The 222-nt window shown below is 61.3% G+C and carries 1 protein-coding gene; it reads right to left on the bottom strand.

What is annotated here, in order from left to right:
* Nucleotides 1-222: hypothetical protein (locus AB3X89_RS40895; protein ID WP_368588135.1), on the bottom strand; the 222-nt coding region annotated here is incomplete at both ends.

The raw sequence follows: 222 nt of genomic DNA, 5'->3' as shown, positions 1-222 counted from the left end.
GGAACGCATGGTTGCACTTGTCCTTGATGTACCGAACGAGATGGTCGTGCCAGCGTGTCGCCGGTTGATTGTGAGCGACCGCATTGGCCGGTGGTGGAATCACCGGCAGCACACCACAGGTTGACCATGCCTCGGTCTGCGCAATACTGTAGTACGCGCCGTCGGCGATCACGCAGTCGACGTTCGCCTCGACTGCCAGCACCGCATTCAGACCCGCCTCGT

The sequence above is a fragment of the Paraburkholderia sp. BR14320 genome (assembly GCF_040948665.1).
In the GTDB taxonomy this organism is placed as follows: Bacteria; Pseudomonadota; Gammaproteobacteria; order Burkholderiales; family Burkholderiaceae; genus Paraburkholderia; species Paraburkholderia youngii.
The sequence above is the reverse complement of the archived record's forward strand: the minus strand, read 5'-3'. Positions and strand labels throughout refer to the sequence as shown.